This window comes from Tardiphaga sp. 215_C5_N2_1, from assembly GCF_052076055.1.
GTDB classification, from domain to species: domain Bacteria; phylum Pseudomonadota; class Alphaproteobacteria; order Rhizobiales; family Xanthobacteraceae; genus Tardiphaga; species Tardiphaga robiniae.
The window spans coordinates 6,415,683-6,441,829 of sequence record NZ_CP197240.1 but is presented as its reverse complement, the minus strand read 5'-3'; the positions used below and the strand labels follow the sequence as shown (position 1 = coordinate 6,441,829).

Sequence of the window (26,147 nt, the reverse complement as noted above, 5' to 3'; positions counted from 1 at the left end):
GTTAAAAATGCTGCACGTCGAAACTCCGCATCTTCTTCAGAAGATGCAGGTCACCCGCGCTGCTGACAAAGTTTTGGCGAGAAGCTAATCCGCCGTACGACGACGCCGCGTCGTCTTTCCGGAAAGCAGATACTCGCCCGAGCCAACGAGGAAGCGCTCGTTCTCTCGGATTCGCTTCTGCGCCGGCTCTCCGAGATTGCTGATCGTAAGAGCCGCCAGCAGTTGCGCCATTGCCACGGCACCAAGCATCGATTCGGGAAATGCTTGGCCGGACGATTGCGCCACGAAATGAAGCGGACCAGCCAATTCTCCAACCGGTGCCGCGAAACTGTCGGTAAGCGCTATGATCCGCGCACCAGCAGCAGAAGCTTTCTGTGCAAAATCATGAACCAGCCGATTGAAGGGTGCAAACGTGACTGCGACAAATACGTCATCGGATGAGATATCTTCGAGGGGACCTTCAGGCGCCCCTCCGGGACCATCGAGCATAACGACATTCGGCCGGGCCTTGCGAAGGGTATATGCCAGAGCGTAAGCGGGAGTGAACGCCGTTCTCCTGCCATAAACATACACGGTCCGAGCTTTGGTCAGGGCTTCGACGGCTACCGTCAACCGCTCTTCCGAGAGATGGGCTCGCGCCTGCCGTACGACATCCAGTTCGGCTGCAAAGAACGAATCGAGGAACCCCGTGAGCCCCGCATCTTCGCCGCGTTTCTTGATGAGAGCTTTCGCAGACTGTTCGTTGCGCGAGGTCGATTGACGATCCCGGCGCTGGCGATCACGAGCAAGATCAATAAATCGCTGACGTAGTTCGCTGTACCCGGCCAAGCCGAGACGCTGCGCCAATCTGACAAGACTGACGGGAGGCACATCCGCTCGCCGTGCGATCTCCCTCATCGAGTGAAACGCGACCTCGTCTGGGTTGTTGATCAGATAGTGCGCCGCGTCGATCGCCTGACCCGAAAGATCGGTGCAAATTGCTTTGATATCTTCAATCAAATCCACAGATCCCACGCGGCCAGCTCCAAATGCCTCAAGCAGTCAACCGATAAGCCATCGCGGGCAGGATCCGCGGGCACACCGGCAAGCCTTCCGGACGGCGAACTTAATCGGCGACCATTGTGGCACGCCAGTTTTAAGGGAGCGAGCGGGCCAATGCCAGATATCCTTTCCGGCGTTGCTGCCCCTCACGAGCCGTCCGTTAAGGCCACATCGGCGGGAGGCCTAGCCGATGGTCACGTCGGAGTTCCCGAAGAGATCGGTGCGCACGACACGGTTTCGCAATTCGCCCAGGCCGGTCGCCCTCACCACCACCTCGTCGCCATCGGCGAGGAAAATCGGCGGCGTCCGCGCAAACCCGACTCCGCTCGGAGTTCCGGTCAGCAACATATCACCCGCTCTGAGTGTCATCCCTAACGAGAGTTCGGCGATCAGCTTTGCGATCGGAAATGCCATCTGGGAAATGAGCGCGTTCTGCCGGACGATTCCGTTCAGCTCGCATTCCAGCCTGACCGCGGCCAGGTCGACTTCGTCCTTGGTCACCACATAGGGCCCGATCGGCATCGTACCGTCGATGCTTTTGCCCTTGAGCCACTGGCCGCCATGGCGACGCTGCAGATCGCGCTGCGAGATGTCGTTAGCCAGACAATATCCGAAGATGTGCCTCTCTGCCTCGTTCTCGGAAATGCTCCGACCGGTCTTTCCGATCACGACGGCCAGCTCTGCCTCATAGTCCCATTGCTCGGACAGTCGCTCGTCGAATGCGATCGGATCACGGGACCCGATCACAGTATTCGGGCCTTTGGTGAAGAAGGTCGGTGCCTTAGGCAGCTCTTTCGCCGGCTCTCCCCGCTTTGCCTGCCCTTCGGCAAAGTGATCCAGATAGTTCCAACCGGTACAGAGAATGTCCCGATGGAAGCGCCGGATCGGTGCCAGCACTTTGAGATCCTTCAACGCCGTGCGCTCGCCGCTACCTGTTTCGATAAAGCGCTGCACCTCGGCAAGCACGCTTTCCCCAGCTTCGATAACGTCAAGGACATCGCGGTAACGGTCGGAAAGCAGACAGACATCTTCGCCACGAACGATGCCGACGCGCGCGCGCGCGTTATATTCGAACGACACGAACTTCATGACATTGAGTCTCCGGTTTACGAATGTGGATGGGATCGACGATCGTCGTTCCTTGGCGGTGCTATTTGCAACTGCGAAGAATTTTTCCTGGATTCATGATGTTGTTGGGATCGAGTGCCCGTTTGATCCTCATCATCAATTCCAGATCAAGCGCTGGCTTGAACGTTTCGAGTTCATCGACATGCATCATGCCGATACCGTGCTCGGCACTGATACTGCCGTCGAGGCCGACGCTAACCTCGTGAACGATGTAGTTCACCTTGCTGGCAGCCTCCTCGCGCTTTTCAGCGGTGTTGTAGATATCCCTGCTAAGGATCACCACGACGTGGATGTTGCCATCGCCAATATGCCCACAATGGACCACATCCGCACCTGCGAATTCCCCTCTCAAGCGATCGGTCACCTGCGCGATAAATGCTGGCAATTGCGAGACAGGCACCGAGGTATCGTTCGAGATTGAAAACCCTTTTCGGAGATTCGCCTCCGACGTGTTGTGGCGGAGCTCCCAGAGCCGCTGGGCTTTCGTGGAATCCGCCGCGACGATCGCGTCATCGATCATCTGAGTATCGGCGGCTTCCGCGAGAATTTCTTCCAGACTTTGCGCCGGATCCCAATTGACGCGGGAATCCGCAAGCTCGACGAGGACGTACCACGGAGACGACATCGCCATGGGTGGCTGCCGGCCGAGATGACCCAGGACGTTCTCCAGCTGCCCGAGCGACATGATTTCGAAGGCTTCGATAGTGTTGCCAGCCCGGTCGCCGAACAGCCTGAGCAGCGCCACGGCGGCCTGGACGTTGGGAAGCGCGATCATTGCCGTACCGCTGCTGATCGGCAGAGGAAACAGCTTCAAGGCCGCTGCGGTGACGATGCCCAGCGTTCCCTCGGCGCCGACAAAGAGTTGCTTGAGGTCGTATCCTGAATTGTCCTTCCGGAGGACCTTCAGTCCACTCCAGATGCGGCCGTCGGGCAGAACCACTTCGAGGCCCAGTATGAGGTCGCGCATGTTGCCATAGCGCAGGACACCGGTCCCGCCTGCATTGGTCGAGACAAGCCCGCCCACCTCGCAGCTTCCAACACTGCCAAGCAGCATCGGAAAGAGCCTGTTGGACGCTTCGACAGCATCACGCAAGTTGGCGAGAATGCAACCAGCCTCGACGATCACCGAATTATTGAGACCATCGACCTTTCGCACTTTGTTCATTTTGGAGACATTGATGATCATGGCGGGCTGATCCGCGGGAGGAATGGCGCCTCCCGTAAACCCGGTATTGCCGGCCTGCGGGACGACCGCTACTCCCAGCTCGCTACAGAGGCGAACCAGTTGCGAGACGTGCTCAGCACTGGTCGGAAACGCTACCGCCAGCGCACTGCCTTGATAGCGACGACGCCAGTCCGTCAGGTAACCTTCGATGTCCGAGGGCTCCGAAAGAACCCCGTTAGCTCCGACGATCGCCGCAACGGCCGACAACAGCCGCTGTTGCAGGGTTTCCAGACCTTGGTCCACCGCGCTCTCCTGATGCTTACGCGCTTATGTGAACCATTTGATCCACCAATATGTCAATATGATCATATGATCCATTTTTCTTGACATCGCATACGTCCGGCTGCGACGTTAATCCTCATGCAGGTAGCGTTTCATCCATGTTTTCCGGGCTTCGCACCCGCGGAGAAGTGCGGCGGTCAGGGTATCAACTTTGTCGGCTCTTCCGATATCGAAGAACTCGGCGCGCTCGCCCGCGACAGCGACGCTCTTCTGATCCTTGCGACGGACTATACAGCGCCGCTGGCACACAGCGTGATGCAGCGCTACTCACGCCTTCGTTTGGTTCAATTTCTTTCCGCGGGATATGAAAGCGCTGAGTTTTTGGGCGTTCCGAAGGGCGCCGCGGTTTGCAACGCCAGCGAGATCTGGTCTCCCGTCGTCGCCGAACACGCCGTCGCGCTGATGCTGGGCTTGATCCGCCGCCTGCCGCAGCTCGAACGACGCCGAATCGCCCGGCTGTGGGACCGCGGCTCCTTGAATGCCTCGCTCAGTTCGCTCGATGGCGCGACGATTGGTATCCTGGGCTATGGCGCCATCGGCCGCGAGATTGCGCAGCGGCTCCGCCCGTTCGGCGCAGGGGTCATCGGCTTTTCCCGTTCAGCCAAACCATGTGCCGTCGCCTCCCGTGTCGCGCCGATGTCCGGCCTTGACCGAGAACTCCCCGACTTGGACATGCTCGTCAACGTAATGCCGTCGAGCGCAGCCACGCGTCATTTCATCAATCCCGACATCCTCTCACGGCTGAAACTCAGCGCCTTCTTCGTGAATGTCGGGCGCGGGGCGACCGTCGATGAGACTGCGCTTATCGACTATTTACGCTCGAACCGGATCGCCGGCGCCGCGCTGGACGTGTTCGAAACGGAGCCACTCCCCTCCGACAGCCCACTATGGGACCTCGACAACGTCATCCTGTCACCGCATGCCGCAGGATACGGCAGCACTGGGATCATTCATCGCGCCCACGAGCTGTGCCGTCACAATTTGGCGGCCTTGCGTGACGGTGGCGCTTTCCGAAACGAAGTCCGACTAAAGCGCTCAGCGTCTGAATAAACCGAACACCGTTCGGAATATTCGAATTCGTCTGAACAGGGTCCAACGGTGAAGACGGCAATGATGGAGAGTTCGATGCCAGCCAAGAAGATGCGCGATATTCCGGTTCAACTCAATTCGTCTCCTTCGACGAGCGCGCAGAAATCCGCCCGATACTATAATTCCGGAACCGCCTTCCAGCTCAAGCAAACCGATGTACCGCCCGCGACTTTCGTCGATGAAGCAAATCGTGCGCTCGATCCGAACACACCGACGGGCGTCATCAACTGCGATATTTCGTCGAGCCTGGGCCTAAACGCCCCAGCGACGACACCGAACGTCCTGGCCCGCTATGTGGTTGTTCGCCCTAACGAGAGCCTGCAGTTGAAGGCCGCGGCATCGACTCTGGTTTTCTATGCCATCGCAGGCAGCGGTCAGCTCGATAGCGACGGCACGAACATCTCGTGGCAGGCTGGCGACGTCTTCCTGATGCCGGGCGATGAAGCGATCGACCTGCGCGCGCAAGGCGATCACAATAGCATTCTCTGGGTGGTTGGCGATGATCCACTAGTCCGCTTCCTTGATGTCGATGCGAAATCGACCAAGAAAGCCGCGATCGCTCCAGTCCACTACCCCGCCAAAGACATCAAAGAACAGATTGACCTGATTTATTCAGCGGACCAGGAGGCGGACACGGCCGGCCGCGCCCTGATTTTCGCAAGCGAGCGCCACGACTCGATCCGCAATATCGCTCCTGTCCTCACGCTTGCCCTGAATACGCTCGATCCCGGCACGCAAACGCGGCCGCACAGACACAACTCGGCTGCCGTGATGCTCGTTCTAGCCGGTGAACATTGCCACAGCACCGTCGATGATAAGGTCAAGGAATGGTCTCATCTTTCGACCACGATCACACCGCCCTTCGCTTGGCATGCACATCATAACAATGGCGGCAAGCGCGCGGAGTTGCTAATCATTCAGGACGGCGGCATCTTCACGCATTCGCGCGTGAACGGCTTCAGCTTCGCCTGACGCGACCTGTCGTATCAAAACAGAAAAAGATCGCCGAAAGGCGATCTTTTTCGATAGTGCGGATAGGGAGGCCTTTCGCCACCTCCAGCAATTCCTGCAAGCTGGCCAGCTACTCCACCATCTCCGCCACGGCCTTGCCGCACGCGCCTGTATCTGCCTGACCGCCGAGATCGCGCGTCCGCAGCGTGCGCTCACCGAGGGTGCGCTCGATCGCCTTGACGATCGAATCCGCTGCAGCCTTCTCGCCGAGATGTTCCAGCATCATCGCGCCGGACCAGATCATGCCGATCGGATTCGCAATGCCTTGCCCGGCAATATCCGGCGCCGAGCCATGCACCGGCTCGAACACCGACGGGAAATCGCCGGTCGGATTGATATTGCCGGACGGCGCGATGCCGATGGTGCCGGTGCAGGCCGGGCCCAAATCGGACAGGATGTCGCCGAACAAGTTGGATGCAACCACGACGTCGAACCAGTCCGGATGCATCACGAAATTTGCTGTGAGAATGTCGACGTGATACTGGTCCCACTTCACATCGGGATAGTTGGCGCCCATCGCCTTCACGCGTTCGTCCCAATAGGGCATCGTGATCGCGATGCCGTTGGACTTGGTCGCCGAGGTCAGGTGCTTCCTCGGCCGCGACTGAGCGAGATCGAACGCGAATTTCAGGATGCGGTCGACGCCGGTGCGGGTCATCACCGTCTGCTGGGTGACGAATTCACGGTCGGTGTCCGGGAACATGCGACCGCCCACCGATGAATATTCACCCTCGGTGTTCTCGCGCACCACCCAGAAGTCGATGTCACCGGGCTTGCGGCCGACCAGCGGACAGGGCACGCCGGGCATCAGGCGCACTGGGCGCAGATTGACGTATTGGTCGAATTCGCGCCGGAACTTGATCAGCGAGCCCCACAACGAAATGTGATCCGGAATCTTTGCCGGCAGGCCGACGGCGCCGAAATAGATCGCATCGTGCTTGCCGATCTGCGCTTTCCAGTCGTCCGGCATCATGTGGCCGTGCTTCTCGTAATAGTCATAGGACGAGAAGTCGTAATGATCGAAATGCACCTTCACGCGATGCTTTTTCGCTGCTGTTTCAAGGACGCGCAGGCCTTCCGGCATCACTTCCTTACCGATGCCGTCGCCGGGGATGACCGCGATCCGATATTCTTTTTGTGCGCTCACGTGGGGTTTCCTTCCCGTCGGCAGGAATGCCGGGGACAACTCTTCACCGACGTTCCGTGCTTCGGCGACATGTTTTGAGTGGGCCGCCGAGCCGCCTCAGTGGTTGTCGCGCGGCAGCCCGAATGTCGTATGGATGCGCTGATATTTGACGGCCGGCTTGAGAACCATGCCGTCAGATAGTTCGCCGACGATATCGCGCTGTATTTCCTGCCAGGGGGTCTGGCTTACCGGATAGGGGTAGCCTCCCGACGCCTTCAGCGCCGCCCGCCTCTCATCCAGCTCCTGCTCCGGAATCAGCATATTCGCCGTGCACCGGTTCAGGTCGATACGCACCCTGTCGCCTGTCTTGATCAGAGCGAGACCACCGCCGGTTGCAGCTTCCGGGGAGGCATTCAGGATCGACGGCGACCCCGACGTACCAGACTGGCGCCCGTCGCCGATACACGCAAGGGCGGTGACGCCCTTCTTCAGCAAATAGCTCGGAGCGCGCATGTTCACGACCTCGGCAGCTCCCGGAAATCCAATAGGTCCAACGCCGCGCATGAACAGGATGCAATTTTCGTCGATCTCCAGAGACGGATCGTCGATACGGCGTTGATAATCTTCCGGACCGTCGAACACAATCGCTCTACCCTCGAAAGCCATCGGATCTCTCGGATTCTCCAGATAGCGGCGACGGAAATCCGGCGTGATGCCGCTGGACTTCATGATGGCAGAATCGAACAGGTTTCCACTCATGTTCAGGAAGCCTGCCTTCTCCTTCATAGGCGCGTCGTATTCCTTGATGACGCGTCGGTCCGGCGAGAAAGCTCCTTCGCAATTCTCGATCAGCGTCTTACCATTAGCTGTGATAGCCGGCTTCAACTTGTTCTTCGCGATCAGTTCCGCGAGGACGGCAGGAACGCCGCCTGCACGGTAATACTCCTCGCAGAGATATTCGCCGGCGGGTTGGAGGTTCACGAGCAACGGCGTATCGTAACCGATCGCCATCCAATCGTCGTTATCGAGCGCCACCCCCACATGTTTCGCGATGGCATTGATATGGATCGGAGCATTTGTCGATCCGCCGATCGCCGAATTCACTACGATCGCATTCTCGAAGGCGTCCCGCGTCAATATCTTCGAGGGAGTGAGGTCCTCCCAGACCATCTCCACGATACGCTTGCCCGTCTGATAGGCCATCTCATAGCGATCGCGGTAGGGGGCAGGAATTGCTGCCGCACCCGGCAGCGTCATGCCCATGGCCTCCGCGAGCGAATTCATGGTCATTGCAGTGCCCATCGTATTGCAATGACCGGCCGAAGGGCCGGACGACGCCACGAGATCGATGAAGCCGTGATAGTCGATCTCGCCGGTGGCCATCATCTCGCGAGCCTTCCACAAAGCCGTACCCGAGCCGGAGCGCTCGCCGCGGAAGAAGCCGTTCAGCATCGGACCACCCGGTAAGGCAATTGCGGGGATATTCACGGTCGCCGCGGCCATCAGCTGAGCGGGCGTGGTCTTGTCACAGCCAGTGGTCAGCACGACGCCGTCCAGCGGATATCCGTAGAGGATCTCGACCAAGCTGAGATACTGAAGATTGCGATCCAGGCTTGCTGTGGGCCGCTTGCAGGTCTCCTGCACGGGATGGATCGGAAACTCCAGCGGCACGCCACCCATCTCGCGAATGCCGTCGCGCACACGCGAGGCCAACTCGATGTGATGCCGGTTGCAGGGCGCGATATCCGATCCAGTCTGCGCAAGTCCGATGATCGGACGGCCGGACTGAAGCTCGGCGCGTGACAGGCCGAAATTCATCAGACGCTCGATATACAACGCGGTCAGCTCGGCATTTTCCGGATTATCGAACCAGGCCTTCGAGCGTAGCTCTCCCGGCTTAACGCTGCGATTGGGATTTTTTCCGTTGCTTTTGCCAACGGTCGTTTGCTTGCTCATCTGGAGTCCTGCTGCAGTGCAATTGGACGTCTATCGGCCGTGCGCCGACGCTCGGCGCCACGATAGGCACCGAGACGTCATCCGATCGCGAAGTGGCTTTCGTGCTTCTCTGCGATCACGCACGCTTCAGATCGCGATAATCGGCGCCGCGATGGAACCAGTAGGTATAACCTTCGATGTCACGCCCGACGACCGCATCGTGGCCAGGTTGCCAGAGCAGACAGACAGGCACTTCGTCTGCAATATGTTTGACGATGCGAACGACTTTCTGATTGTAGACCTGCTGGTTTGTTTCGAACCTGGCTTCCTCCGCAAGCTTGATGACTTCCGGATTGTTCCAAGCGCTCGCATTCCAGCGCTGGGGGCCGGAGAAGAAGGTCCGGATGACATATTCGGCAGCAGGGAACCACGACGTCTCATAGTCGAAGAACATCGGCAGGCGCCGCTCGGACATCATCTGCACGAACTGCGACTCCGGAAGTTTCTGAACGGTCACTTCGACGCCGATCTTGGCGAGACTCTCCTGTATCAGCGAAGCCATCGGCTCGTTGAGTGATGCAGCGCTGGCCGCGAAGGAGAACGTTGTCTTGAAGCCGCTGGCGAACCCTGCTTCGGCCAACAGCGTCCTTGCTTTACCGATATCGGTACGGTTGGGCACCGGCTGGAAAATGAGCGGCTCGGTCGGCTCGGTCCAGGTCGCTCCGTACAGTCGCTTGCCTCGCTCGAACAGTGCGGCCCTGAACATTGCTTCATAGGGGATAGCCATGGAAATCGCACGGCGCACGCGCAAGTCGTTGAACGGCGCGAGCTGCGTATTGAGCGCGATCTGATGAATCGCGTTATTCTGCGGGACGGCAATGACCCGCGCCTTGCCGCGCTGTTCGATACCCAAAATGTCGCTGGTGGCGGCATCAAGGGTCATGTCTGCATCGCCGCGCTCAACCAGACTTGCTCGGGCCGACACGTCGGGCACAGTCTGCGCGATCACACGGCGGAAATACGGAAGCTTACTGTCCTTGCCGTTCTTCCAGCTATCGTTCCGCTTGAGCACGATCTGCTGCCCAGGCCGATTGCTTTCGACCATATAGGCGCCACCGGCCGCCGTGTTTTCCTTTAGCCAATTACCCGCCCAAGGATCTTCATCGGTAGCGTGACGTTTGGCGAGCTTGCTGTTGATCATGAATACTGACGGCACGCACAGCGTTGCGAGAGCAAGTCGATCTGGCTTTGAGAGTTTTATCTCAATCTGCCTATCCCCGACGATTTTGAATTGCTCGGTACTGGTCATGGAGCCGTTCGCTGTCTGCGGTTTGGCCAATGACGGCGCCGAGACAGCGCGATCAAGCGACCATTTGACGTCGGTAGCCTCCACTGGCGTCTCGTCATGCCACGTCGCGCCTTCGCGAATATGAAACGTGAAGGTCAGGCCGTCACTCGACCTGTCGATGCGATCCGCCAACTCTCCGCGGATATTGTCCATGTCGAACGTCAGGCCGCCTGGCGTCGACTTCTTCTCGAAACACGCCAGCCGGTCATAGATATTCATCGACAGCGGCGCGCTCTCGCGGGTAGCGCCCTGCATGGTCGGATCAAGGGAGGTAAAACTTGTGCCGAGCACCTGGCGCAGTGTCTCTGCTCGCGACTGCGCGCCTGCTTGTTGATGGGGCAGCATGCTGCCAACCGCTAATGCAGCTGCGCCCTTTAGACAGTCCCGTCGATTAATACCCACGTCGGCCCTCCGATCCAATAGCGTGTTCTGACGCGCGACCTGCGAAGGTGGCGCTTGTCCCTCTTCCCACCCTGGCTTCTCGGCGGAAGCATCGAAGTCAATGAACGATATGATCCACCTTTATGTCAACAGGATCATTTGATCCATTTAGAGGCACTCATGCGCCAATTTGCGTCACATGCCCCTACGCCGCACCGCCTCCAGTTTTGACATTTATTGTGAGGACGCCATTTCCCGTCGCGGTGGGTCCAATGCGGGAGGCTTAAGATCGGGCTCTATTGATCGCCTTGCGTCGTGGCGTGGGCCAGCTCATTGCGCTGACTTGTCGTCCTTATGCGCCGAATCCCTCTTTGATCGTAAGACCGCTCGCGCGACGGGCCTTCCCCGACGGTTGCGCGAAGAATCGAGAAAGTCTTCGCCCGCAACGAAGAGTCGCTGGCCGCGAGGTCCGAGGATTGGATGAATGGGACGTCGCGGCAATCCGGGTGGGCGGCCCGACGCCAGGTCATTCTTTGCATGTCCCGCCAATTTCTATAATCGTCTTGCCCATTCCGCTTCCCGAAAGTGCATAGGTCATAGCGTTCTTGAACTCCGTGAACGCAAAATGGCGTCCCACCGCAGGTTCGAGATTTCCGGAAGCTGCCCATTCGAGCAACTGGTCGACATGGTTTCGCGCTCGGGGCGCTTCCAACTGAAAGAACTGCCGCACATCCACCCCTACGAGAGCGGCCCCCTTCATCAAAGCCAAATTAACGGGCAACGCGGGAATAGGTCCCCCCGCAAATCCAACGACGAGATGACGGCCGCCCCAAGCTTGCGACCTGTACGCGGCCTCGAACAACGGACCGCATACGGGATCGAAGATCACATCGGGCCCGCCGCTGCACACAATCTTCAATCTCTCGCGCCAACCTTCCGGAGCCGTGTCAAGCACGTGATGGGCTCCCTTGGACGCAGCATAGGCGCGCTTATCTTCGGTAGAGGCCACGGCGATCACCTCCGCGCCAAGCAGCCTTCCGATCTGTACCGCCGACGTACCAACACCTCCAGCCGCGCCGAAAACCAGAAGGCGTTCCCCTTTTGCGAGCGATGCCCGGTCCTTTAAAGCATGGAGAGCGGTCACATAGTTCGTTCGGAAAGCTGCTGCCGCTGGAAACCCCAAGAGGTCGGGCAGCTTCCAGGTCGAATCTTCGGACGCTATAGCGTACTCGGCCAACCCGCCCCCGAATGTCGATGCCATCACCCGGTCCCCTACGCTTAGTTCAGATACCTCCGCACCAACCGCAACGACTACGCCCCCAATTTCGAAGCCGGGTGTAAACGGCGTTGGCGGTTTCACTTGGTACCTGCCGAGAGCAACCAGCGCATCAACGTAACCCATTCCGCACGCGCGGACCTCCACCAATAGCTCCCTTGCTCTCGGGGTTGGAACAGGTGATTCAATAATCGCATAATCGTCGACATTGCCTATCGTTTCGGCACGAACAATCTTCACGGGGCGCTCCTTATACTGCGGAAGGAAACTGCTACAACGCTCGAGCATTCAACCTGCACTCGATGCCCACTCATTGACCCTTAGGAGAATACAGGAGCTTCTCGCCAACGGCAGAAAGGCTTCGTCAGATGGAGTGGACGCCAACAGCTTATAATAATCTCACGGTGCCTTTGATTCCGATGGCGCCTTTGCTTCAAAGAGGTATGCCGGATGAACTTTTCGCCCATTACGCTCGATCTTACCCTTGCCAAAAGCGAGGCCCTCAGTCGGCCACGATTTCATCTTTTCAACTACCTTTATCCCATCATTCCTCGCGCTTCCGATCGCGTCGATCTCCTTGAAATAAGGCAGTAGGGACGCGTAGACGCCAGCTTGAATCATGGTGGCTTGGCTTAACTCTTCATCCGTTTCTGAAACCTCGATGAGAAGTCTCGGTTGCCATCAAGGCGGTTGACGTGATCGACCTACTCGCCGTCGGCCTGTTAGGCGAGGCAGCTCGAGGTGCACGCGCCCTGTAGTTCGCTCCGTGTCGCTCGCATCGCAGCCGGACGGCGATTGAAGCCGGCCGGCATCCTTGGCGGCGGAGTTGATCACGGCATCGAGTAGGCTTGGAAAGCGCGCCTCCAAGTCCTCGCGGCGCAACCGCAGGAACCGATTGGTCCCCGCGACGCGCATCTGCGTTACCCCGCATTTGCGTAGCTTGGCGAAGTGATAAGCGAGGTTCGATTTTCCACCGAGGTTGCTGAAATCGCCGCAGCGCGGTTCTCTGCTGGCATGTTCCTGCAGGGCGAGCTGATACACGATCGCGAGCCTGATCGGATCGGCCAGACAATCCAGGACGATCGGCAACTCGATCTGCTCTCGGGTGGGATGAAGCGGCGTGCGGCTCATGGCCTAAATGATAGCGATCTGCCGACATTGTTCAACAGTTCCTGAATAAATTGACCCCGGCGCTTCACAATCAATGGGTTTTTGCAAAATGAGCGTACGTATTTTAGTAGTCCTTCGCATTCAATAGACTTCTCAGCGTGAGAAGCGAGGCTGTGGGCAAACATTATGGAGCCCACGTCGTGAAGCGAAGCGACGACGGTGATCGACATCCATCGGTCCGACGGGCATCAGTCGGATCGTGAGATCTTGATGCAGCTGCGTGGCGAAGCCGACCTCGGCAACACAAGGATGCGCGGATCGGACTGGCGCGCATGGTCAGTGTCGTTGTCGTCTGCTACGTTCATATTTTGCAGCGCGAGTGACGGGCGGAAAACGGATGGGAAAGGGCACGATGGACCAAGTTCGTATGGACGTTATGGACGAGCGGATTTGCCGCCGCCGTGAGATCGAGATCGACGACTGCTCGGGTGGCCGCATTGCCGCGATCGAGTTCGGTTCGACCGACCGCCCTATCGAGGTCGTGTTCGCCCATGCAAACGGTTTGAATGCCCTGGCCTATCGGCGCATCCTCGATCCGCTCGCGCACCAGACGAGAGTGTTGGCGTACGATCATCGAGGCCATGGCAGATCGACGCTGCCGCCCCTCCAAATTGATCGGCGGGATTGGAGTGACATTACGGCTGACCTTGTCGCTCTTCTCGACCGAGTGGCGGAAGAACCTGTGCTTTTGGTGGGACATTCCATGGGTGGCGCAGCCGCCTTCCTAGCCTCCTTGCAAAGGCCCGCACTCGTTTGTGGTGTCTTGATGTTAGATCCCGTCTTGCATCCGTCGTTGCCCAGCCCTCCGGAAGCGACTGGCATGGCAGCGGCCGCATCCCAGCGACGTTCGACATTTCCTTCGCGACAAGATGCCATAGAGGCCTACCGCGGGCGTGGTGCTTTCAAGACTTGGCCTCCGTCGTGCCTCGAGGACTACGTGACGGATGGATTTCGAGATCGGCCGCTCGGCGATGTGGAGTTGTCCTGTCCGCCTAGGTGGGAGGCTTCCAGCTTCATGGCTACCGGGCACGACGACTGGGAAGCGCTGGCAAAAGCGTCTCTTCCGACACGCATCCTACGAGCTGAGAATGGGTCTTTCGCTTACTTGCCGCCCAGGATCGGCCCTTCGATTGATGTGATTACGGTTCCGGGCACTACTCACTTCCTCCCGTTCGAACGCCCGGACGTGGTCCGCAATCACGTGATCGCCGCCCTCGAACAGAGAGTTCGCGCAGTCCGTTAAGTGGCCGGATTTTATCGGAACAGACGATTCTTGCTGCGAAAGCGATTGGTTCACGCTCCTGCAGTTCTGCGAATGCCTAAGCAGGTTGAACGAGGGGCTCGACCGCACTTCCATTCTCGCGGCGACCAGATAGGCCGCCGTGCCGTGCCAACAGCTTACGCATAAGCCCTGCGTCTCCCCTTCTTGTTCTGTTGTAGGAGCTGTGAAGCTCCGGCAACATTCGAAGATCTTACCTATTATGGTCGATTTTGCTCGTCGAACCGCCTCCATCGGGGCGAAAGCGGGCTGCTGGAGTTGCGAACTAGCTCTTTTTCCGGGAAGCGAAGGCCGCGATGCGGTCTGCCATATCTGGACCCTTGCCCTCGCTGCGGAAGACCTCATGCGCCAAGCCCGCCGGCAGAGGCAAGCCGTCGGTGCTGTCGAGCAGCCGCTTGTTGGCAGCGTGACTAAAACTTGAATTCGAAGCGATCTCGTCAACCCAGCTCTCGATGCCAGTCTCGAACTCATCGTCCGGAAAGCAGGCGTTAACTAGACCCATTGCTTCGGCCGCACGCCCGGAGTAGGTGCGGCAAGTATACATCATCTCGCGCGCCTTACTCGTCCCGACCCGTCTCGGTAGACGCTGACTGAGGCCCCATATCGGAGTCAGCGCCCATTTCGCGTGAGTGTCGGCGAACCTCGCGTTCTCCGCCGCCAATATCAAATCGCCTGACAGCGCGAGTTCCAAGGCACCCGTAAAGCAATGTCCGTGAACGGCAGTGACGACCGGTAGCGGCAGGCGGCTTATCCGCTCAATTACTTTGGACTGATAATTGGGCTCTGGTGGTTTTTCGCCAGCCGCTATGTCGCTCAAATCGTGACCTGCGGAAAAGCACTTTCCCGCACCACGCAGCACCACTGCCGCGACGCGAGAGGGATCAGCTGCGATCTCTTTTACGTGAGCATCTAGAGCTTCGAAAAGCGCCACATTGAGCGAGTTGAGTTTTTCCGGTCGGTTCAAGATCAGATGTGCCGTTCGACCGCGGCGTTCTAGCAATACGATATCCGTCATAAGCGCTTCCTTCTGCCCCGATGTAAGTGTACGAGGTCAAACTTATTGCCTTGTCAGGAGAGCCCAACCTACGCAGCCCCGCCCCTTGTCGGACCGCGTCTTATGCGCACGAACGCTTATGCCAAATGGTCTCTGCTGAGAGGTTAACGCGCGCGAGCCTCAGGTTCTAGTGCTCACGATGGTAAGCGATATCGCATTACATTTGTAATTTACTTAGCGGCCACGGCTTTCAACCGCAGCCCATGCAGGCGCAAGTGAAGCCTGACCGTGAACAGATACGCACGCATCTAGCACCCGAGGCACGCATCGCCTTCATCGCTTCATCTAGGGACCCGGGGTCGAGTGGCATAACCGCCTCTCCCTAGGAGCTAATGCGCTCACCGACGCCAAAGCGCAGGTCGCGCGGCGCCACGCGCGTCGCTGGAGAGAGCGTTAGATTATAGCGGTCCCCTCCAGGCGCTCGCGCATCTCGATGACGCCGCGATGACTAGCCGTTGTGAGGAGCGCCACCTTGGCGCCCTCGCGCTCCAGAAGGGCGTTGGTCGCAACCGTCGTCACATGAACGATCCGCTCGGGCTTACCGACCATCTCTTCTCTTCGCGCGAAAGACCGAGCCGCTGCACCAACTCTTCGAGCCGAATCATGACGCCTACAGATTGGTGCTGCGGCGGCGGCTTACCGGATTTCCATGTGGAATCCGTTTTCTGCACGTTAATCCGAATAGTCCGGTTTTTGAAGGCCATGGATTCGTGCAAAATCGATTACAACGAAAGTGTAACGCTCGATTAACCTCATACCCTAACGTGACCTTAGCTCAATACGACTTAACTCGTGGACCGAGTGAGGTCGAATCCGATGGCTACCATAAACCAGCTAAAGCGCATGTTCGCCGCCCTGAGTGCTGCGAACGAAGCCATTCTTCGCGCGCGGGACCCGGACGAGATGCTTCAGATGGTATGTCGCGGTGCCGTGGATGGCGCCAAGTCGATTGGAACAGCCATTTTCTTCCTCGAGGCCAAATCATCCACGCTGATGTTTCGCGCTGGCGCCAGCAACTTCGAGCACGTCTTTCCGCTCATGCGGATATCGGTCGACGAGCGAGATCCCAACGGTAGCGGCTTAGCAGGCATTGCTTTTCGGACTGGCAAGACTCAAGCTTCGAATGACGTGCGGAACGATCCGCGCTCGAAGCCATGGCGACACTTGGCAGAAATGACCGGAACGCACTCTACGGTGGTTGTGCCACTCTTTCGAAAGGGTGAGACCGTGGGCGTCATGTTTTTCTTGTTCGATAAGAGGACAGGAACGCTAAATCGCTCCATGATCGAGTTGATGGAGCGTTTAGCGGAGAACGTGGGCTACGGGTTGGATGCATTCGTTCGAATCGAAGAGAAGAGGCAAGCCGACGAACGATTGCAGTTTCTTGCCACGCACGACGGACTCACAGGGCTCCCCAATCGGTCGATGTTCGAAAGTATCTTGAAGGAGGCTGTCCAAGGTCCCGGACTGATGAGGTCCGCGTTCGCCCTCCTGTTGCTCGACCTAGACGGGTTCAAGTCCATCAACGATACGTTAGGTCACGCCGCGGGCGACGAGTTGCTGAAGGATATCTCTCGGCGGCTGCGCACGGGAATCGAGACCGAGGGTGTCGTAGCCCGGTTGGGCGGCGACGAGTTCATCATGATAATCGAGAACGTCGCAGATCGACATGAGGTCGCCAGAATTGCTAGTGCTCTCCTCGCCTCGGTGATGCGGCCCGTGGCTCTAATGGGGCAGGAATGTCGGGTAACGGCCAGCATCGGGATCGCTCTATTTCCCGTAGACGGCTGTGACGAGCGGACACTGACCCAGAATGCCGACGCGGCGATGTACTTGGCCAAGCGGGAGGGTAAGAACGATGTGCGCTTCTTCTCGAATGAGATCGAGATGGCCTCGGAAGAGCGTCTAGCACTCACGACAAGTCTACGTCGCGCGGTCGAACACGGCGAGTTCGTAGTTCAGTATCAGCCAATGCGGGAGCTTTCGACGGGCGCAATCGTTGGGGTCGAAGCGCTCCTGCGGTGGATGCATCCGGATCTCGGGCTAACGATGCCCGATCGATTCATACATGTCGGAGAAGAAGCCGGTTTGACGGTCCCGATTGGTCGCTGGCTGCTCAAAACGGTCTGCAAGCAGAACATGGAGTGGCAAAGTCGCGGGTGCCCTCCGCTCCGAATGGTTGTCAGCCTCACGCCGCGTCAGCTACGTGACCATACGTTGTTTCGGGATGTTCAAGCCGCTCTCTCCGAAAGCTGCATGCCGGCTCATCTCCTGGAACTCGACGTCCCCGAAAAATCGGTGTTCCAAGGCGGAGCATCCATCGACTTGCTTCAGGGGCTAAAGACGCTCGGTGTGCATCTTGCCATAGACGACTTCGGGATGGCCTATTCTGCCGTTTCCGAGAGGAAGCCATTCCCGGTCGATACCGTCAGGATCGGCCGGTCATTCGGTCGCGGTATGGAGCAGGATGCGGGCGAAGATGCAGTGGCGGATGCCATGGTAGGCTTAGGAAAGGCAATGGGCTTCACCGTCATACCAGAGATGTTGAGGACGTCCGGCCAAGCGACGGCGCCCATGGGGTACGCCTCCAATCACGCGCCCGTCGGACGCGCGATCAGCGCGAACGACATGGAATCTCTGCTCCAGCATACACTCGCGCTATCGCCCCCTTTGCAACCAAGCGACCATGAAGAGAACGCCCACGGTGCACATAGGACGACCGATCAGATTTCGACGGTAAAGACGACGAGTAGCGGGGACTGAATACTGTCGGCAGTTCCATCGGCCGACGCTGTCGTATTGGCGACGCGGAGGGGGCACGGTCTGGCGCGACGAACGCCGCGCCTCCGACCGCCCGGAGTGGCGCCGCCCCACAGTTCCAGCATTTTGACGATCAGACAAGTTGGCCTTCCGGCTGAGCACCCGAGCGCAACTATACGGTACGAGTAGTTCGGCGTCTGACGTGCTTGCTGCTCTTGGTAAACGACCTGAACTTGTCCAAGCCCCTTTCAAGGATGATGAGGCGCCGACGCTCGCAACCATTCATGAAGCCAACTCGAAGCCCTGATAGTCACTGGACCGCATCCTGTCGCAGGCCTCCCGATACGCCGGAATGCCGCCCAGGTAGGCCAACAACTCGCGGTCGGCACCATCCGGCCCTTTACGACGATACCAGGAGTTGCGATTTTGACCGATCAACGTCGGCTCCGATACCGATTCATGGTGTTCCATCCATGCCGCCTCTGTTGCGGCAGAGGGTTGGATGGACTTCAACCCCTTTCTTCTTACGAATCCAATGGTATCGGCGATCCAATTGCACTGTTGGTCCACGCACACCGGAACGTTACAGAGTGCCGCCGCCGGCGCAAAGGGAGCCATAGTCATGAACAAATTCGGAAACCCATGTACCTGCATTCCGACCGTTGTTCGGACTGATTCCTCCCAAAGACTTCGAAGCGATGCGCCACCGACACCGCGGATGTCGATTTTGCTGATTGCGCCCACACCGGCGTCGAACCCGGTAGCATAGATGATGACGTCCAGATCATAGCGGCGAGCCGCGGTAATGATGCCGGTCCTGTCCATGGATAAGACAGGCTCATGGCGCAAGTCGACAAGCTCGGCGTTCTCGCGATTGAATGTTTCATAGTAGCCGTTCTCGAGCGGTACGCGACGGCTCCCGAAGTAATAGTCGGTCGGAATCAACTTGTCCGCGACTCTTGGATCGACAATTCGAGATCGGATTTTCTTTCGCACGAAGTCGGAGACGTAGGCCGCGGCCTCCGCATTGACGCTTGCATCCGCGAAACTCTCTCCCCAGAGGCGGAGGTTGCCTTCATTCCATAGTGCTTCGAGGCGCTGGTCGCGCTGGCCGGACTCGAGGTCGTCGAATTTTGGCGGAGCGACGTCGTCGTATACGAACCCGCCGCGCGATCTTTGCACCCTTTCACGAAGATCATCAAAGGACAGCCGCATGCTGCGCAGATCTTCCGGAAAGATCCCTGTGTTCCGGATAGCGATTGCGTATTGTGGCGTCCTTTGGAATACCGTCAGTCGTGCAACCCTGGAAGCAATTGTCTGAACGACCTGGATTCCGGTCGCTCCCGTGCCGAAGACGCCAACTCGCTCGCCCCCAAGCTCCACGCCTTCCTTCGGCCAACGGCTGGTGTGGCAGCTGCGCCCGGCGAAGGTTTGGTGGCCTGGGAACGAAGGTACGGTCGGCTCAGACAATCCGCCGGTGTTGAAGATAAGAAACCGGCTCCGGACGACTTCCCCTTTGTCGGTCCTGACAAGCCATGTTCCCCTGTCTTCTTCGAAGTCGGCCGAAGTTACACGGTTCGAAAACGAGATATGGCGGCGAAGATCATACTTTTCGACCACACGGTTCAGATATCGTTCAATTTCCGGCTGAGCCGGAAACCGTTCCGACCACTCGGCCTCTTCCCAAAGCTCCTTCGCGAACCAGTACTGGTAGAAGGGAAAATGCGAGTCTACTCGCGCGCCTGGATATCGATTCCAGTACCAGACGCCGCCAACCTCATCGGCCGTCTCGAACGCCCTGCATGTCAAGCCATCCTTCAAGAGCCGATGAAGTTGATAAATCCCTCCTAGACCTGCGCCGACGACTACTGCATCTACTAGCTGCCCTGTCGCGTCGTTCATCGGTCTCTCCCTGCTGTGGTCCCAACCTAGCTGACTTCGCTGCGATCCGACCTCGAGCAAAGGAGAACCATGCTGCCTCGACTCCGCGAGTTGGCTAAGTCGCGGCCGGATGCCCCAAAAGTGTTTGCGCTCAAGCTGGCATGGGGGCGACGTAAGGAGCAAGCCGCAGGCTTGTCGAGAGCGCAGACATTATGTTTGTAATGGAACGAGCAGTGATGACGCCTCGACCTGACGCATATCCAGGCGACGCGAGGGGGCGGAAGGAGCTCCCTCATACTGTCGGTTCGTCCTCTTCGAACCGACCCGACAGAGATCCTAGGCCTTGGGCATACTCAACCGACCGTGCCGATCTCACCAACATGGAGCGCAAAGGGAAGCGGCGTCCAGGTTATCAGATCGTCCAGAACCAGTAGTCGCAACACAAAATCGCTCGCTGTCGCTACCGCGGCGCCGGCCAGCGAACTCAGCTGAACTAAGGGCAGTGTCAGGAGCAACGGCCGAGGGAGGGTTGCTCAAGCCAGAAATGCTGCCAACTGCGTGCGACGCGAGCCTGGCTTGGGCGCGGCGCAGGCCCGCTATGATCAAGCTGCGCTTCCGAATCATGTGTTCGGTCGGGCCGCCGACGGCGATGGCCAGAGGAATGCTCCCGACAGGACAGGGCAACGTGACGGCGATGACGGAATGGCCAGGCCGTATGTCTCCGCACGTTTCCCCAAAGCCTTGGGCTCGCGTGCGTGCTATAACATCCATAAATTTGCCGGGCGAGACGCGAAGTCTGTCGTCGGTGACCGCCGCATTACATCGGCGCACGAGGAGGCCGATCTCCGCGTCAGTTTTCAGGCTAAGCAAGAGGCGGCCGACGGCGGTACATGTGAGCGGCCTCAGCATACCCGATTGAACTTCCATGCGTGAAGGATAGGCCGCCATCTGCGCACTTACATATTGCGAGAACATGCCGTTCTGAATGCCGACGAGAACAGTTTCTCCGGCCTCGCGGATCAGCTCGTCGAGGGCAGCCTCCAGGTCGCTGTCTGCATTGAACCGACGATGGATCCAGCTTCCCAACAGCATGATCCGGATGGTGGGAATGTAGGTTTTCGTCGAACGATCATGTTCGATGTATCCTAGCCGTACGAGATTGCGGACGAGCATCGTAACGCTGGGCTGCGGAGCGTCCAACATGGCGGCGATTTGCCCGATCGTGAGCGATCGTTGGTGCAGCGCGAAAAGCTCGAACAAAGCAACCGTTCGCTCCGCGGACTTGACCGAGCGAGCCGACTGATCGGCAATCTGGCGCCCCCAAGGCACCGTCCAATTGATCCGATAATGCGCTTGTTCAACCATTGAGTCCTCCCAAGGCGCGCCTCTTTTTCGAGGCTTGGTACCGTCCCGGTCGCCGAACCTGACGCACTGCTGTCCGCGAAGCGATCGTGGGCCAAGCGCAATTCCCGAAGGCCGGCCATTCCAACACATACGTAATGGCTTTCAAACCTGTCCGCGGTCCGGCGGGCTCGATTTTTACACTTGTAATAGATCGGACCTGACGTTTGCCGGTGCTGCGTTCCGGCGTGCGAACTGAGCGCGTCCTGTGACAGATTGGCTAACAAGCGAGCCAAGCGACTTGCTCGAACAACGGGAGACACGCCATTGCATCCGAATTCCGGGCGGAGTGCCGAGGAAGAACAGATCGGGTTATCGGACAGCCCAGTCCGGCAGCAGCCTTTCCCTCGATCGACGCGTCCATCTCGGCAGCGCAGGGCAAAGCATCGGCACCCGAACCTCAGTCCGGGGCAACGCCCACCGATTGTGAGAGTCCCCGGAAGAGTATGCCTGGAAGCGCCCTAACGCTGCTGCGGGCGCTGGGCCTTAAACTGAGACCGTCGCTTGAGCGCTGTGACGAGGCAGCAGTAAGGGAACCGAAGCGCCACGTAGATGCGTGACTCGCTGAACGGGCGTGTCCGCCGGCAACAAGACCGGCAACAAGAAGAGGGAGGTAGATCTTATGACACCGGCACTCGAAACCAACCTGGTGAATGTCAACTTGGTCCCCGAGGGCGGCGGGCCGCCTTACTCGCTGTTCGCGGCGTGGCGGGCCCAAGATCCCGTCCACTGGAATCCGCCGCCGCCTCCAGGAACCTACCGGCCGCTACAGCCCGGCATGGACCTCCACAAGGGCTTTTGGGTCCTGACCCGCTACAAGGACGTGTCGGAGGTCTCGCGAGATGCGGAGCTCTTCACCACACATATGGAAGGCATGATGGTGTTTGACTATGAGCCGGCAGCGCTCGAGCAACAGCGTGCCGGAATCATGTGCATGAGGCCGAAGACGCATATGCAGGTCAAGCAGATCGTCGTGCCGCCGTTCATGCCCCGATCGCTCGACGCCTTCGCGCCAGAGATAGCACGGGTCGCCCAGGACATCGTCGATGATGTGATCGAGCTGGGCCAGTGCGAATTCGTGTTCGATGTCGCCTCGAAGCTTCCCGTGTACACATTCTGCAAGCTGACCGGAATCCCCGATCGTGATCGCGAGAAGATATTCAAGCTCGGCAACAAAGCGGCCGACTTCGAAACGGCGCCGGATCCGGAAGGACCTGCCAAGGCTCGCCTGCTCGCCTACTCGATGAATCTAGTCAAGGAAAAGAAAGCGTCGCCCGACAAGTCGTTGATGAGCGCGCTGGTTCATGGGCAGGTCGACGGCGACCGCTTGTCCGATGAGCAGCTTGGGATGTTCTTCTTCATCATATCCGTTGCCGGACATGAAACGACGCGCGGCACGGCGGCGCACTTCATCCGTTTGATGAACGAACACCGGGACCAGTACGAACTTCTGCTCTCCGATATCGACGGCCATCTACCGAACGCCATCGAGGAGGTGCTCCGGTTCGCCCCGCCGGTCCTGAACTTCAGACGCACCGTTGCAAAGGACACGGTCGTCGGGGGACATCAATTCCGCGCCGGCGACAAGATCTACATGTCATATCCGGCGGCGAACCGCGACCCCGACGTATTCGCAGATCCCGATCGCTTCGATATCACGCGGAAGAATGCAAATCGTCATCTGTCGTTCGGGGTCGGTCCGCACGTATGTCTAGGCGCGCGTCTTGCGCGGCTCCAGCTTTTCGAACTGCTGAAGGCAATCATCACGCGGATGCCCGACATTCGCATGACGGCAGAGCCGGCATACCTGCGCAGCATCATCTTCAATGCGATCATCAACATGCCGGTGGAGTTTACGTCCGGCCGGCGTATGGGCAACTGAGAGGCATCTCCGCACAGCAGCGGCTTGAGACGAATGCCGGCACCCACCTCGCCCTCGCCGGTCCAGGCGCCAGAAGTAGGATGTGGAAGTCAGAAGCTTGTCGAAGGGACAGGCGAATGTTTCAGAGGAGCACGTATGAGGGACTATCAATCCTTGCGTAGGAGCGGTCTTCCATTCTTGTTGGGCATGGCGATCTTCAACGCGCCGACATTGGGAGCCGAAACCAAATATGACAAAGGCGCCAGCGATCGCGAGATCAGGATAGGCAACACGTTTCCTTACAGCGGTCCGGTCTCCGCCTTCGGGGTCATCGGAAAGACGGAGCTAGCCTATTTTCAGATGATCAACGATCAGGGCGGGATAAACGGCCGCAAAATCAAATTGATTAGTTATGACGACGCATACAGTCCTCCCAAGGCTGTTGAGCAGACGCGCAGGCTGGTCGAGAGCGACGAGGTGCTTCTGATCTTCAACACGCTTGGCACGCCCTCAAATACGGCTATCCAGAAATATCTGAACACGAAGAAGGTCCCTCAGTTGTTTGTTGCGACGGGTGCCGCAAAATTCAACGATCCTCAAAACTTTCCCTGGACGATGGGGTGGTCACCCAACACTCAGCATGAGGGCAGGATTTACGCGAGCTATGTGCTCGAGGCAAAACCGGACGCGAAGGTCGCTGTTCTTTATCAGAATGACGAGTTCGGCAGGGATCTACTCAGGGGGTTTAAGGAGGCGCTGGGCGACCGGGCGCGATCCGCAATCGTGATCGAAGAAGGCTATGAAGTCGCCGAACCCACGGTCGATTCGCATGTCGCGAAGATTGCTGCCACCGGCGCGGACACCTTGCTCAACTTTTCGCTGCCAAAAGTTGCGGCGCAGACCATCAAGAAGGTCGCCGAGCTGAACTGGAAGCCATTGCACATCGTGCCGACGTCCAGCTCGTCTGTTGGAGCCGTGATGCAGCCTGCCGGCATCGAAGCCGCTCAAGGGATTGTGACATCCTTCTACGTGATGGATGGGTCGGATCCACAGTGGGTCGATCATCCGAGCATAAGACGATGGAACGAGTTTCTCGAAAAGTACCTGCCGGGCGCCGACCGTTCCGACGTTGGTTATATGTACGGCTATGCCGTGTCTCAGACACTGCGGCACGTCCTCGAAATGTGCGGTGATGAGCTGACGAGAGAAAACGTGATTAGGCAGGCCGCCAATCTCAGATCTCTTCAGATCGATGGTCTGTTGCCAGGAATCACACTGAACACCAGCCCGACCGATTATGCCCCGATCAAGCAATTGCAACTGTCCCGGTTCAAGGGGCGGAAATGGGAACGGTTCGGAGAGGTTCTGAGTATCCAAAGCGGAACTAAGTGATCTTGATCGGTCGCCCAACCGTCGGGAGTTCGAACGGCGTCGCGACGCGAATTGATGCGCGCCACGCTACGGCCCTTGCTGGCGACGCTTCGAATGCATGGCCGTTTGCAGGAGAAATTAATGACACTTGAAATCGGGGCAGAAAGTCGCGAGAGATTGGCGCGCCTCGGGCCCATGTTGGCCGGCTCTCCGACACGTATTGACAATTTAGAACGTCTCTCGGCGGGGGCGTCGCAGGAGATATGGCGCTTCGTCCTAACGGGTGCGAACGGCGAGCGAGCATTCATACTACGTCGCGCCTCCGCGAGCGGCGTACTGAGCGGCGGCATCTCTCTGGATCTGGAGGGCGCAATTGTCTGTGCCGCTGGCGAGGCTGGCGTACCGGTCGCGGCGGTGCGTCATATTCTGACCCCCGATGACGGCCTCGGTTGTGGCTACATCATGGATTATGTCGAGGGGGAAACCCTTGGCGGACGCATCGCGAACCATTCCCAGTTCGCGACAACGCGCGACATGCTGGCGTATCAATGTGGTGAGATTCTCGCCAAAGTGCATTCGATCCCGCAAGACAGATTTCCGATGCTCGCCCGCCGCTCACCGGCGGAAGGAGTCGAGTTCTGGCATGGGGCCTACCGCGATAGCACGACCATCAGGCCTGTGTTTGAGCTTGCTTTTCGTTGGCTGGCAGACCATGCGCCGCCGGTCTCTATTGCGGCACTGGTCCACGGCGATTTCCGGAATGGCAACTTGATGATCGGAAGCGAGGGCGTTCGCGCCGTTCTCGACTGGGAGCTCGCGCACGTCGGGGATCCGATGGAGGACCTGGGATGGCTCTGCGTCAATTCGTGGCGGTTCGGCCGGATCGATCGTCCGGTGGGCGGGTTCGGCAATTACGCGGATCTCTACGCCGGATACGAATCGTCTGGAGGCGCTCCGCTCGACCGCGATGCGCAACGATGGTGGGAGGTGTTCGGGACGCTTCGCTGGGGCACCATGTGTGCGGGTTCCCTGAGGAAATTCCGGGAGAAGGATGGCTCAGTCGAGCGCGCCCTCATCGCGAGGCGCGCCTCCGAGACGGAAATCGACCTCCTTCGGCTCATGGAGTGCTGAACGATGCAGGACAAGCCCGAGCCGGTGGACATTCTCTCGGCTGTCGCCGAATTTCTGCGCAACGAAGTTGGGCCGATTGTGAAAGGGCGTCTGGCCTTTCGAGCACGGGTGGCAGTCAATGCGATCGAGCTGGTCAGGCGACAGATCGAGCTCCCGCAGCCGCTCGAGCAGGAAGAGGTCCGTCGCCTTGCAGAGCTGCTCCGGCACGAAACGAGTCTAGACGAAGGAAATCGCGAGCTCGCTCAGCGCATCGCCGACGGCTCAATTGGTCCCGATACCCAAGGTTTGTTGGATCATCTCCGATTGACGACATTGGCGAAGTTGGCGGTCGATCAGCCTCGCTATTCCGGATACTTGGCGGCGCTTCCCGCCGCCGTCACACCTGAGGGGAACTGAA

General features: G+C 58.7%; 19 protein-coding genes and 1 pseudogene. 8 read left to right on the top strand and 12 right to left on the bottom strand.

Going from position 1 to position 26,147, the window contains the following annotated elements:
* Positions 1-84: 84 nt before the first annotated feature.
* The 3 genes from AB7828_RS30455 to AB7828_RS30445 all read right to left on the bottom strand — a co-directional run bounded on the left by AB7828_RS30455 (position 85) and on the right by AB7828_RS30445 (position 3,637).
* Positions 85-1,005: a MurR/RpiR family transcriptional regulator gene (locus AB7828_RS30455; protein ID WP_441232350.1), complete on the bottom strand. Its 921-nt coding sequence runs from the start codon at positions 1,003-1,005 to the stop codon at positions 85-87.
* Between the two features lie 219 nt (positions 1,006-1,224).
* Entirely contained in the window at positions 1,225-2,130 is a 906-nt protein-coding gene (locus AB7828_RS30450; protein ID WP_441232080.1) for a fumarylacetoacetate hydrolase family protein, read from the bottom strand.
* Positions 2,131-2,191: 61 nt separating this feature from the next.
* Positions 2,192-3,637, bottom strand: coding sequence for an FAD-binding oxidoreductase (locus AB7828_RS30445; RefSeq protein ID WP_441232079.1), 1,446 nt, complete (start codon positions 3,635-3,637; stop codon positions 2,192-2,194).
* Between the two features lie 294 nt (positions 3,638-3,931).
* Here AB7828_RS30445 and AB7828_RS30440 point away from each other — a divergent pair, with 294 nt between their 5' ends.
* Together AB7828_RS30440 and AB7828_RS30435 are read left to right on the top strand one after the other, a co-directional pair.
* Complete coding sequence (locus AB7828_RS30440) at positions 3,932-4,726, top strand: D-2-hydroxyacid dehydrogenase (protein WP_441232349.1); 795 nt, start codon at positions 3,932-3,934, stop codon at positions 4,724-4,726.
* 90 nt (positions 4,727-4,816) lie between these two features.
* Positions 4,817-5,737, top strand: coding sequence for a cupin domain-containing protein (locus AB7828_RS30435; RefSeq protein WP_441232078.1), 921 nt, complete (start codon positions 4,817-4,819; stop codon positions 5,735-5,737).
* Positions 5,738-5,846: 109 nt separating this feature from the next.
* Here the strand turns inward: AB7828_RS30435 and AB7828_RS30430 are convergent, their stop codons facing one another.
* The 5 genes and pseudogenes from AB7828_RS30430 to AB7828_RS30410 form a co-directional block, all read right to left on the bottom strand.
* Positions 5,847-6,923, bottom strand: coding sequence for a tartrate dehydrogenase (locus tag AB7828_RS30430; RefSeq protein WP_441232077.1), 1,077 nt, complete (start codon positions 6,921-6,923; stop codon positions 5,847-5,849).
* 96 nt (positions 6,924-7,019) lie between these two features.
* Positions 7,020-8,858, bottom strand: coding sequence for an IlvD/Edd family dehydratase (locus tag AB7828_RS30425; RefSeq protein WP_441232076.1), 1,839 nt, complete (start codon positions 8,856-8,858; stop codon positions 7,020-7,022).
* A 115-nt stretch (positions 8,859-8,973) separates the two neighbouring features.
* The gene (locus AB7828_RS30420; RefSeq protein ID WP_441232075.1) at positions 8,974-10,605 is read right to left on the bottom strand and encodes an ABC transporter substrate-binding protein; all 1,632 of its coding nucleotides are present in this window, start codon (positions 10,603-10,605) and stop codon (positions 8,974-8,976) included.
* A 487-nt stretch (positions 10,606-11,092) separates the two neighbouring features.
* Positions 11,093-12,082 carry an NADPH:quinone oxidoreductase family protein gene (locus AB7828_RS30415; protein ID WP_441232074.1) on the bottom strand — a complete coding sequence of 330 codons (990 nt, stop codon included), beginning with the start codon at positions 12,080-12,082 and terminating at the stop codon, positions 11,093-11,095.
* 522 nt (positions 12,083-12,604) lie between these two features.
* A pseudogene (locus tag AB7828_RS30410) lies at positions 12,605-12,973 on the bottom strand (ArsR/SmtB family transcription factor); the annotation flags it as partial.
* 391 nt (positions 12,974-13,364) lie between these two features.
* Here AB7828_RS30410 and AB7828_RS30405 point away from each other — a divergent pair.
* On the top strand, positions 13,365-14,255 hold the full coding sequence (locus tag AB7828_RS30405; protein WP_441232073.1) for an alpha/beta fold hydrolase: 891 nt from the start codon (positions 13,365-13,367) through the stop codon (positions 14,253-14,255).
* 301 nt (positions 14,256-14,556) lie between these two features.
* Here AB7828_RS30405 and AB7828_RS30400 read toward each other — a convergent pair whose 3' ends face one another.
* Entirely contained in the window at positions 14,557-15,306 is a 750-nt protein-coding gene (locus AB7828_RS30400) for an enoyl-CoA hydratase/isomerase family protein (RefSeq protein WP_441232072.1), read from the bottom strand.
* A gap of 432 nt (positions 15,307-15,738) precedes the next feature.
* Entirely contained in the window at positions 15,739-15,894 is a 156-nt protein-coding gene (locus AB7828_RS30395) for a hydantoinase/oxoprolinase N-terminal domain-containing protein (RefSeq protein ID WP_441232071.1), read from the bottom strand.
* 267 nt (positions 15,895-16,161) lie between these two features.
* Here AB7828_RS30395 and AB7828_RS30390 point away from each other — a divergent pair, with 267 nt between their 5' ends.
* Positions 16,162-18,108, top strand: coding sequence for a putative bifunctional diguanylate cyclase/phosphodiesterase (locus AB7828_RS30390; protein ID WP_441232070.1), 1,947 nt, complete (start codon positions 16,162-16,164; stop codon positions 18,106-18,108).
* Positions 18,109-18,387: 279 nt separating this feature from the next.
* On the opposite strand, the gene AB7828_RS30385 is transcribed toward AB7828_RS30390, so the two are convergent.
* Positions 18,388-20,007, bottom strand: coding sequence for a flavin-containing monooxygenase (locus AB7828_RS30385; RefSeq protein WP_441232069.1), 1,620 nt, complete (start codon positions 20,005-20,007; stop codon positions 18,388-18,390).
* A gap of 351 nt (positions 20,008-20,358) precedes the next feature.
* On the bottom strand, positions 20,359-21,351 hold the full coding sequence (locus AB7828_RS30380; protein WP_441232068.1) for an IclR family transcriptional regulator: 993 nt from the start codon (positions 21,349-21,351) through the stop codon (positions 20,359-20,361).
* A gap of 658 nt (positions 21,352-22,009) precedes the next feature.
* Here AB7828_RS30380 and AB7828_RS30375 point away from each other — a divergent pair.
* The 4 genes from AB7828_RS30375 (at position 22,010) to AB7828_RS30360 (ending at position 26,146) form a co-directional block, all read left to right on the top strand.
* Positions 22,010-23,269: a cytochrome P450 gene (locus tag AB7828_RS30375; protein ID WP_441232067.1), complete on the top strand. Its 1,260-nt coding sequence runs from the start codon at positions 22,010-22,012 to the stop codon at positions 23,267-23,269.
* 135 nt (positions 23,270-23,404) lie between these two features.
* Positions 23,405-24,640 carry an ABC transporter substrate-binding protein gene (locus AB7828_RS30370; protein ID WP_441232066.1) on the top strand — a complete coding sequence of 412 codons (1,236 nt, stop codon included), beginning with the start codon at positions 23,405-23,407 and terminating at the stop codon, positions 24,638-24,640.
* A gap of 174 nt (positions 24,641-24,814) precedes the next feature.
* Entirely contained in the window at positions 24,815-25,750 is a 936-nt protein-coding gene (locus AB7828_RS30365) for a phosphotransferase family protein (RefSeq protein ID WP_441232348.1), read from the top strand.
* Between the two features lie 3 nt (positions 25,751-25,753).
* A complete protein-coding gene (locus AB7828_RS30360; protein WP_441232065.1) occupies positions 25,754-26,146 on the top strand; it encodes a DUF6285 domain-containing protein in 393 nt (130 codons plus the stop codon).
* The last annotated feature ends 1 nt before the right edge of the window (position 26,147 follow it).